General features: G+C 74.7%; 6 protein-coding genes, 1 pseudogene and 1 riboswitch. All 7 genes and pseudogenes read left to right on the top strand.

Translation table 11 applies throughout. From position 1 onward, the window contains the following. Positions 1-118: 118 nt before the first annotated feature. Positions 119-898, top strand: a pseudogene (locus ACTWP5_RS31800) (cytochrome P450); the annotation flags it as partial. Positions 899-1,311: 413 nt separating this feature from the next. Beyond that, positions 1,312-1,438: riboswitch (cyclic di-AMP (ydaO/yuaA leader) on the top strand. Positions 1,439-1,441: 3 nt separating this feature from the next. Next, a complete protein-coding gene (locus ACTWP5_RS31805; protein WP_443224660.1) occupies positions 1,442-2,098 on the top strand; it encodes a transglycosylase family protein in 657 nt (218 codons plus the stop codon). Positions 2,099-2,322: 224 nt separating this feature from the next. Then, positions 2,323-3,603, top strand: a complete 1,281-nt coding sequence (eno, locus tag ACTWP5_RS31810; protein ID WP_443224661.1) for a phosphopyruvate hydratase — start codon at positions 2,323-2,325, stop codon at positions 3,601-3,603. A gap of 152 nt (positions 3,604-3,755) precedes the next feature. Then, positions 3,756-4,313 (top strand): FtsB family cell division protein, encoded by a 558-nt coding sequence (locus ACTWP5_RS31815; RefSeq protein ID WP_443224662.1) that lies wholly within the window; start codon positions 3,756-3,758, stop codon positions 4,311-4,313. A 41-nt stretch (positions 4,314-4,354) separates the two neighbouring features. Next, positions 4,355-4,993 (top strand): DUF501 domain-containing protein, encoded by a 639-nt coding sequence (locus ACTWP5_RS31820; RefSeq protein WP_443224663.1) that lies wholly within the window; start codon positions 4,355-4,357, stop codon positions 4,991-4,993. After that, positions 4,990-5,952, top strand: a complete 963-nt coding sequence (locus ACTWP5_RS31825; protein WP_443224664.1) for a Ppx/GppA phosphatase family protein — start codon at positions 4,990-4,992, stop codon at positions 5,950-5,952. Before ACTWP5_RS31820 ends, ACTWP5_RS31825 begins: the two co-directional genes overlap by 4 nt. A gap of 123 nt (positions 5,953-6,075) precedes the next feature. Then, positions 6,076-9,408, top strand: coding sequence for a S8 family serine peptidase (locus ACTWP5_RS31830; RefSeq protein ID WP_443224665.1), 3,333 nt, complete (start codon positions 6,076-6,078; stop codon positions 9,406-9,408). The last annotated feature ends 20 nt before the right edge of the window (positions 9,409-9,428 follow it).

Below are 9,428 nucleotides of genomic sequence, written 5' to 3' on the forward strand. Positions count from 1 at the left end.
CGTGTGCTGGCCCAGGTGCTCGCGGGTCGTGGCCAGAGGTATCCCGACGTCGTGGTCCGTCAGGAGGTGGTGAGTGGTGAGCCCCGTGAGACCTTGATCGAGGCGAGTAGGACGGCCCCGTTGGTGGGCGGGGTGGATGCTGCACGGGGCGGGGCGGCGGGGTGCGGTGGGGCGGTCGGTGAAGCGGATGCGGGGGTATCTGGAGGAGCTGATTCATCGGAAGCGTGCGGAGGGTGCGGGGGGTGAGGATCTGATCTCGGGGTTGATCCGGGCGTCGGATCGGGGGGAGCAGTTGACGGAGGAGGAGGCCGCCGCCATGTCGTTTATCCTCCTCTTTGCCGGTTTTGAGACGACGGTCAACCTGATCGGCAACGGGATGCTGGCGTTGCTGCGCCATCCCGGCGAGTTGGCGCGGATGCGTCAGGCGGCGGTGTCGGGGGACGAGGGGCTGCTGGCGTCGGGGGTGGAGGAGCTGTTGCGCTTCGACGGGCCGGTGGAGGTGGCGACGTGGCGGTTCGCGACGGAGCCGTTGACGCTGGGCGGGAAGCGGGTGGGGCGGGGTGAGGCGGTGTTGGTGGTGCTCGCGGCGGCGGACCGGGATCCGGAGCGGTTCGCCGCGCCGGAGGTGTTGGACGTGGGGCGGCGGGAGAATCCGCATCTGGGGTACGGCCACGGGATCCACTACTGCCTGGGGGCGCCGCTGGCGCGGCTGGAGGGGCGGGTGGCGTTGGGCACGTTGCTGCGTCGTCTGCCCGATGTCCGGCTGGCGGTGGACGAGGGGGAGCTGCGGTGGCGGGGTGGCCTGATCATGCGGGGGCTGCGGGCGTTGCCGGTGGCGTTCACGCCGGGGTCGGTGGGGCGGGGTTCGGGTCCCTCGGTGCCGGCGGCGGCGCCATAGTGCCGCGAATCCCCCATAAGGTCCATACCTGGACTTATGGCCCGACCGGCCGCCCTTCTTGTCCGTTATGAAGTGTGAGGTCCGGTCATTTCAGATGCTGTTCGGGACTGATGTGACGCCATGTGGGTGTGAGGATCGTCTCGTCCAGGAACCGGCGTGTCTGCCTGTTCTGTCCGGGTCCATGTCTGCTGACCTGCGCTGATTCCTCCGCTGACCGTCAAGGTAGCCCTTTTTGCGTGATCTTGATCGTTCTTGAACCGTTAGCTGCCATGTGATTAGTGTCCAGCGCCCGGCTTCCCGCCGGGTGCCAGGGCCGCAACGCCGAATCCTGCCGCCGGCCCTCGGAGTACCAACGCGTCAGCACCGCAGGCAGGAGCGGGGGACCCACCACGTCCCGGCAGCCACCACACCGCCGGCCGTGGCCGCCGTGACCGGTCGACGTGACCGGCCGCGGCTCGGGGTGAAGCCGGCAGCAGCCGGCCGGGCCACTCACCGGCCCGAACCCGACAGCTCACCTCGCAGGCGTCGGTGAGAAGGAACGTCATGCTGTTCACGGGCAAGGGTCGTCACCGTCGCCCCTCCAGGTCGTCCCGTTTCATCGCGGCAGCCGGCGTCACCGGCGCCGCGGTCGCGATCCCCCTGGTCGGCGCCACCGGCGCCCAGGCCGCCTCCGTCGAGACCTGGGACGCCGTCGCCCAGTGCGAGTCCGGCGGCGACTGGGCCATCAACACCGGCAACGGCTTCTACGGGGGCCTGCAGTTCACCCAGTCCAGCTGGGAGGCCGCCGGCGGCACGCAGTACGCCGCGCGCGCCGACCTGGCCACCAAGGACCAGCAGATCGCCACCGCCGAGGTCCTTTTGTCCATGCAGGGCCCCGGCGCCTGGCCGGTCTGCGGCCCCCAGGCGGGCCTGACCGCGGGCGGCCCGGCCGCCGAGGTCGACCCGAGCGGCAGCGGCGCCGCGGCGCCCGAGGCCGAGCCGGAGCCCGCCCCGGAGCCGGAGCCGGAGCCCGAGGCCGACCAGTCCCAGCAGTCCGCCCCCTCGGGCCAGGGCGGCGTCCACGTGGTGGGCAAGGGCGACACGCTCTCCCTCATCGCCTCCGCGCACGACACCACCTGGCAGCGCCTCTACGACCAGAACAAGTCGGTCATCGGCGACAACCCGGACCTGATCCTCCCGGGCCAGGAGCTCAGCATCTGACCTGCCGTCGCGGATCACGCCGCGCCGCCCGCGGCGCGGCATCCCGGTGCGGGGCGTTCACGCGCCCTGCACCGGGTTTTCTTTCGCTCTTAAACAAAAAACCGTGCCGCGGGGTGGGCTGCGGGCCGAGGCCCGCCCGGAGGCGGTTAGGCTCTTCACGCCGACGTCACGCTTGATGCCGCTGATGCCGCCACGAGACATTCACGAGACCGTAAGGAGACCCCGTGTCCTCCATCGATGTCGTCGTCGCCCGGGAGATCCTCGACTCGCGAGGCAACCCGACCGTCGAGGTCGAGATCCACCTCGACGACCACAGCACGGGTCGCGCCGCCGTGCCCTCGGGCGCCTCCACGGGCGCCTTCGAGGCACTGGAACTGCGCGACGGGGACAGCTCCCGGTACCTGGGCAAGGGCGTCGAGAAGGCCGTGCTCGCCGTCACCGAGCAGATCGGCCCCGAACTCGTCGGCTACGACGCCACCGAGCAGCGCCTGATCGACCAGGCCATGTTCGACCTCGACGCCACCACCGACAAGTCGGCCCTGGGCGCCAACGCCATCCTCGGCGTCTCCCTGGCCGTCGCCCACGCCGCCGCCGAGTCCCGCGACCTGCCGCTCTTCCGCTACCTCGGCGGACCCAACGCGCACCTGCTGCCGGTGCCGATGATGAACATCCTCAACGGCGGCTCCCACGCGGACTCCAACGTGGACGTCCAGGAGTTCATGATCGCCCCGATCGGCGCCGAGTCCTTCTCCGAGGCGGTGCGCTGGGGCGCCGAGACCTACCACACCCTGAAGTCCGTGCTGCGCAAGCGGGGCCTCGCCACCGGCCTGGGTGACGAGGGCGGCTTCGCGCCGAACCTCGACTCCAACCGCGAGGCGCTCGACCTCATCGTCGAGGCCATCGAGAAGGCCGGGTACACCCCCGGCCAGGACATCGCGCTCGCCCTCGACATCGCCGCCACGGAGTTCTTCAAGGACGGCGCCTACGCCTTCGAGGGCTCCTCCCGCACCGCCGCCCAGATGACCGACTACTACGCCGAGCTCGTCTCCGCCTACCCGCTGGTGTCCATCGAGGACCCGCTGAGCGAGGAGGACTGGGACGGCTGGCAGACCCTGACCGGCCGCCTCGGCGACCGGGTGCAGATCGTCGGCGACGACCTGTTCGTCACCAACCCCGAGCGGCTCCAGCGCGGCATCGACAACAGGGCCGCCAACGCCCTGCTGGTCAAGGTGAACCAGATCGGCTCCCTCACCGAGACCCTCGACGCGGTCGAGCTGGCGCAGCGCAACGGCTTCGCGTGCATGATGTCCCACCGCTCCGGCGAGACGGAGGACGTCACCATCGCGGACCTGGCCGTGGCGACCAACTGCGGCCAGATCAAGACCGGCGCCCCCGCCCGCTCGGAGCGCGTGGCCAAGTACAACCAGCTGATGCGCATCGAGGAGATCCTCGACGACGCGGCGGTGTACGCCGGCCGCACCGCGTTCCCCCGCTTCAAGGGCTGACACGCGGCAGGCCGCCGGTCCGCCGCACCAGACCGGCTCCTCCCCCTCCCGCGCCGGCGGGGGAGGAGCGCACCGGACCAGGCCGACCCGTGGCGCCCGCCGCCCGGCACGCCGGGCGCGGGCACCGCGGGCGCGGGCACACAGGAGGTGGGATGGCCGCCGAGCAGCACGACCGGTTCTCCACGACCGCCCGGCTGAAGGCGCTGGGCGAGCAGGCCGCGGCCCACGTGTACCGGGCGCAGAACCGCCGGCTGCGCCGGCCCCGCACCCGGCTCACCGGCCGCGCCGCCCTCCTCGTCCTCGTCGTCGGCGGCCTGGTCGTCGCCCTGGCGTACCCGGTGCGGCAGTACGTCGCCCAGCGGGCCGACATCGCCGAGCAGCGCCGCGAGGTGGCCGAGGCCCGTGAGCGCGTGGAGCGGCTGCGGGACCAGGAGGCCCGCTGGCAGGACCCGGCCTACGTGGAGCAGCAGGCGCGCGAGCACCTCCAGTACGTCCGCCCCGGGGAGACGGGCCTGGTCTTCCCCGGGAGCGGGGACGCCGACGAGGAGGCGGAGGAGACGCAGGAGGCGAGGGAGACGCGCGAGGCCCGCCGGGAGGAGCGGGAGGCCGCCGAGGAACGGCCCTGGTTCGAGGAGCTGTGGAACGGGGTCGACCCGTCCTCCGGTGCCTCCGGCGTCCCCGGAGCCTCGGGCGGCGGCCAGGGCCGGTGACCGGGCCCGCCCGCCGACGACGCCGCGAGGAGACGGAAGACGTGAACGAGACGGACGCACCCACCCCAGCACCCACCCCCGCCGACACGGCCGCGATCGCCGCCCAGCTCGGACGCCCGCCGCGCGGGCTGCGCGCGGTCGCCCACCGCTGCCCGTGCGGCAACCCCGACGTCGTGGAGACCTCCCCGCGCCTGCCGGACGGCACCCCGTTCCCCACGCTGTACTACCTCACCTGCCCGCGCGCCGCCTCCGCCATCGGCACGCTGGAGGCCAGCGGGCTGATGAGGGAGATGACACAACGGCTGGCCGAGGACCCCGAGCTCGCCGCCGCCTACCGCGCGGCCCACGAGGACTACCTGGCGCGCCGCGACGCCGTCGGGCCGCTCCCCGGCTTCCCCAGCGCGGGTGGGATGCCCACCCGGGTGAAGTGCCTGCACGTGCTGGCCGCCCACGCGCTGGCGGCCGGGCCCGGCGTGAACCCGCTGGGCGACGAGACGCTGGCGCTGCTGCCCGAGTGGTGGCGCAAGGGTCCCTGCGTGCCCGTCACCGGCGGGGCCGACGGGACACCGGGCGCCGCCGCGACGCACGAGACGACGGACGGCCAGACGGACAGCCAGGCCGACGGCCAGGCCGGCGACCCACCCCCCGGCACGCCCGAGGAAGGGAGCGACGCGGCATGACGGCGACGACCGCGGCGGCGATCGACTGCGGCACGAACTCCATCCGGCTGCTGGTCGCCGAGGCCGACCCCGCCACCGGCCGGCTGACCGACCTCGAACGGCGGATGGAGATCGTCCGCCTCGGCCAGGGCGTCGACCGCACCGGCCGCCTCGCCCCCGAGGCGCTCGCGCGGACGCTTGCCGCCTGCCGCGACTACGCCGCCGTCCTCCGCTCCTACGGCGTCCCACCCGAGCGGCTCCGCTTCGTGGCCACCTCCGCCTCCCGCGACGCCGAGAACCGCGACGAGTTCGTCCGCGGCGTCGCGGACATCCTCGGCGTGACGCCCGAGGTGATCACCGGCGACGAGGAGGCCGCGCTCTCCTTCGCCGGCGCCACGGCCGGCCTCGCCCCCCTCGCCCTGGCCCCGCCGTACCTCGTGGTCGACATCGGCGGCGGCTCGACGGAGTTCGTGCTGGGCGACGACCGGGTCGAGGCCGCCCGCAGCGTCGACATCGGCTGCGTCCGCCTGACCGAGCGCCACCTGACGGGCGGCGACGGCCGGATCGCGGACCCGCCGTCCGCCGCGCAGGTCGCGTCGATCGCCGCCGACGTCGGCGCCGCGCTCGACGTCGCCGCCGACACCGTGCCGCTGGGCCGGGCCCACACCCTGGTCGGGCTGGCAGGCTCGGTCACCACCGTCGCCGCCATCGCGCTCGGGCTGCCGGCCTACGACTCGGCCGTCATCCACCACACGCGCGTCCCGGTCGAGGAGGTCCGACGCGTCACGGGCGAACTGCTGGCCGCGACCCACGCCGAGCGGGCCGCGATCCCCGTGATGCACCCGGGCCGGGTCGACGTGATCGGCGCCGGCGCGCTGGTGCTGCTCACGATCATGGAACGCACCGGGGCGCGCGAGGTCGTCGTCAGCGAGCACGACATCCTCGACGGGATCGCGCGCAGCGTGCTCGACAGGGCGTGACCACCACCGCCCTCACGCCCCACCCAGCCCGGCCGTTCCGTCCACGCCGGCCGCGCCGGCGCGCCTCGCGGCCCGCCCGCCCCTCGTGCGCAACCCCCGCCCCCCTGGGGCGTCTTACCGCGTATGAGTCACTCACGAACCAGACGCACGGCCCTGGCCGCCGTAGCGGCGGCCGTCGCCGTGGGGCTGACGGCCGGCCTGACACCGCCCGGGGCCGAGGAGGAGACGCGGGAACGCGCGCGTCACCCGAGTGCCGCCGAGGTCACGCGCCAGGTCACGCTGATCACCGGTGACCGCGTCGTCGTGGACGGCGAAGGCCGCGTCACCGGCCTGGTCCGTGCCGAGGGACGGGAGAGCGTCCCCGTCCAGGTGCTGCGCGACGCGCGCGAGGGCGCGACCTACGCGATCCCGGCCGACGCCCTGCCGCTGGTCGCCAGCGGCACGGTCGACCGCCGCCTGTTCAACGTCACCGAGCTCAGCCGCGAGCAGTACGGCGCCACCGTGCCCGTCATCGTCACCTACGAGGAGGGGGCGCCGGCGCGCCGCGCCCGCGCCGGGCTGCGGGCGGCGGGTGCCTCGCCCGGGGACACGCTCGCCCTCGACTCGATCGACGGCGAGGCCCTCCAGGTCCCGCCCGACGAGGCCGCCGCCACCTGGCGGGCGTTGACGCGCCCCGGCTCGGCCGCGCGGACGCTGGCCGCGGCGCCCGGCGTGGAGCGCGTCGTGCTGGACGCCGTCGCCGAGGCCAGTCTCGCCGACAGCGTCCCGCAGGTCGGCGCGCCCCGGGCCTGGGAGGCCGGCCACGACGGCACCGGCACCACCATCGCCGTCCTCGACACCGGCATCAGCCCCGACCACGAGGACGTCGCCGGAAAGGTGACGGCCACCCGCAACTTCACCGACGATCCCGAGCTCGGCGACGCCTTCGGCCACGGCACCCACGTCGCCTCCATCGCCGCCGGCACCGGCGCCGCCTCCGACGGCCTCCACACCGGCGTCGCGCCCGGCGCCAGCCTCCTCAACGGCAAGGTCCTCGACCGCGACGGCTTCGGCCGCACCTCCTGGATCGTGGCCGGCATGGAGTGGGCCGTCGAGCAGGGCGCCGACGTCGTCAACATGAGCCTCTCGCTGGACGCGAGCACCGAGGTCGACCCGCTGGAGGAGGCCGTCAACACCCTCTCCGCCGCGTCCGACACCCTCTTCGTCGTGGCCGCCGGCAACGCGGGCGGCATCGGCCCGGAGACCGTCGGCACCCCGGGGCAGGCCGAGGCCGCCCTCACCGTCGGCGCGGTGGACAAGTCCGACGTCCTGGCGCCGTTCTCCTCGACCGGCCCCCGGGTGCGCGACGGCGCCGTCAAGCCCGACCTCACCGCGCCCGGGGTCGCGATAGGCGCCGCCGCGGCGCCCGGCAGCTTCGTCGACCGGCGGGCGCCGCGGGTCGCCGAGGGCTACGCGGCCATGGACGGCACCTCCATGGCCACCCCGCACGTCGCGGGTGCCGCCGCGCTCCTGGCGCAGCGGCACCCGGAGTGGACCGGCGAGGACATCAGGGCGGCCCTCGTCTCCGCCGCCGAGCCCGGCGACCACACGCCCTTCGAGCAGGGCACCGGACGCCTCGACGTGGCCGCCGCCCTCGACCAGACCGTCCTGCCCGAGCCGGGCGGCCTGACCTTCGGCGTCGCCGAGTGGCCCCACGCCGACGACGCGCCGATCACGCGGGAGCTGACGTACCGCAACCTGGGCGCCGAGGACGTCACCCTCCGGCTGTCGGCCACCGGTCGCGGCCCCGACGGCGCCCCGGCCCCGGAGGGCACGTTCACCCTCGGCCGGGAGGAGGTGACCGTGCCCTCCGGCTCCGCCGCCACCGTCGAGGTCACCGCCGACACCACGGTCCCGGAGCTCGACGGCCCCTACACGCTGGAGGTGACGGCGACCGGGCCCGGGGGCCGGACCGTCCGCGCCGTCGGCTCCGTCGAGCGTGAGGTGGAGAGCCACGACGTGACGGTCGAGGCCACCGGCCGCGACGGCCGGCCGGCCGGGTCCGAGGACTGGGTGGGCACGCTCACCGACACGGCCACCGGCGACTGGATCCACCTGCCCACCGGCGAGGGACCCGCCACGCTGCGCGTCCCGGCCGGCACCTACCTCGCCGAGGCCGTCGTCCTGGTCCGCGACGCGAACGAGGACACCCTCGCCCTCGACTGGCTCCTTCGACCCCAGGTGACGGTCGACGGGGACACGAGCCTTAACTTCGACGCCCGCGACGCCGCGCCGATCGACGTCACCGTGGCGGCCCGCGACGCCGAACGCGTCGACGTCGGGGCCGACTTCACCTTCTTCACGCCGGGCGGCGCCGCGGCCGGCCTCTCCTGGTACGCGGGGCCCGCCCCCGAGGGCATGGGCACCGCGCAGCTCGGCGGTCCCGTGCCGGCGGACTGGGACGTCCACAGCGCGGTCGGCAGCGTCTGGAGCGACGGCGAGCGGCGGTACCACACGGCCGCCACCCGCCGGGACGCGTTCCCCACCGGGCTGAGCCAGCACCTCACGGCGCGTGACTTCGCCCGGCTGACCGTCCGGCAGGGCGCCTCCCTGCCGGACCGGACCGGGGCGCTCCTCGTCCACGTCCCGATCGCGGGACTGGCCGCCACCGCCTCCTACCAGCCCCTGCCGCGCACCACGCGGGCGTTCGTCCAGGCCGAGGCCGGCGAGTGGACCGCGAACCTCGTCCAGGACGACACCGGGAGCACCCACCAGGCGTCCTACCACACCCCCAGCCGGACCTACGAGGCCGGACGGCACTACCGGGAGACGCTCAACGTCGGCGTCTTCGGCCCGTCGCTGGGCAGCGAGGGCGACGGCCTGTTCCGCGACGGCGACCTCCTCCTCGGCTGGGTCAACCCGCTCGCGGACGGCGCCGGCAACCGCGGCGAGAGCGCGTTCGCCGCGGCCCGCACCACGCTGTACCGGGACGGCGAGGAGTTCGCCACGGCCGACGGCCTCCTGGACTGGGCGGCGTTCGAGCTGCCGCCCGAGGAGGCCACCTACGAGCTGGTCACGACCGTGACCGGCGGCGGCCTGGCCGCGGACGTGAGCACGGAGGTCACCGCCTCCTACACCTTCACCTCCGCCAGGCCGGCGGCCGGCGTCCTCGCCGAGATCCCGGCGAGCGCGGTCCGGTTCGCGCCCCGCCTGGCGCTGGACAGCACGGCGGAGGCGGGCAGGAGGACGACCGTGCCGGTCACCGTCCAGGGCTCCGGCGCCGAGGAGGGCGGACGGCTCACCGTGTCCGTCTCCACGGACGGCGGCGAGAGCTGGCGGGAGGCCCGCGTCGTCGACGGCGCCGTCCGGGTCACCAACCCGGCCGCGGGCGGCAGCGTCTCCCTCCGCGCCGAGGTCACCGACGCCGAGGGCAACGTGACGACGCAGACGATCATCGACGCGTACCGCACGGCGTGAGCACGTGCCGGGGTCGGGGG

The organism is Streptomyces sp. 4N509B, from assembly GCF_052245655.1.
Taxonomy (GTDB): Bacteria; Actinomycetota; Actinomycetes; order Streptomycetales; family Streptomycetaceae; genus Streptomyces.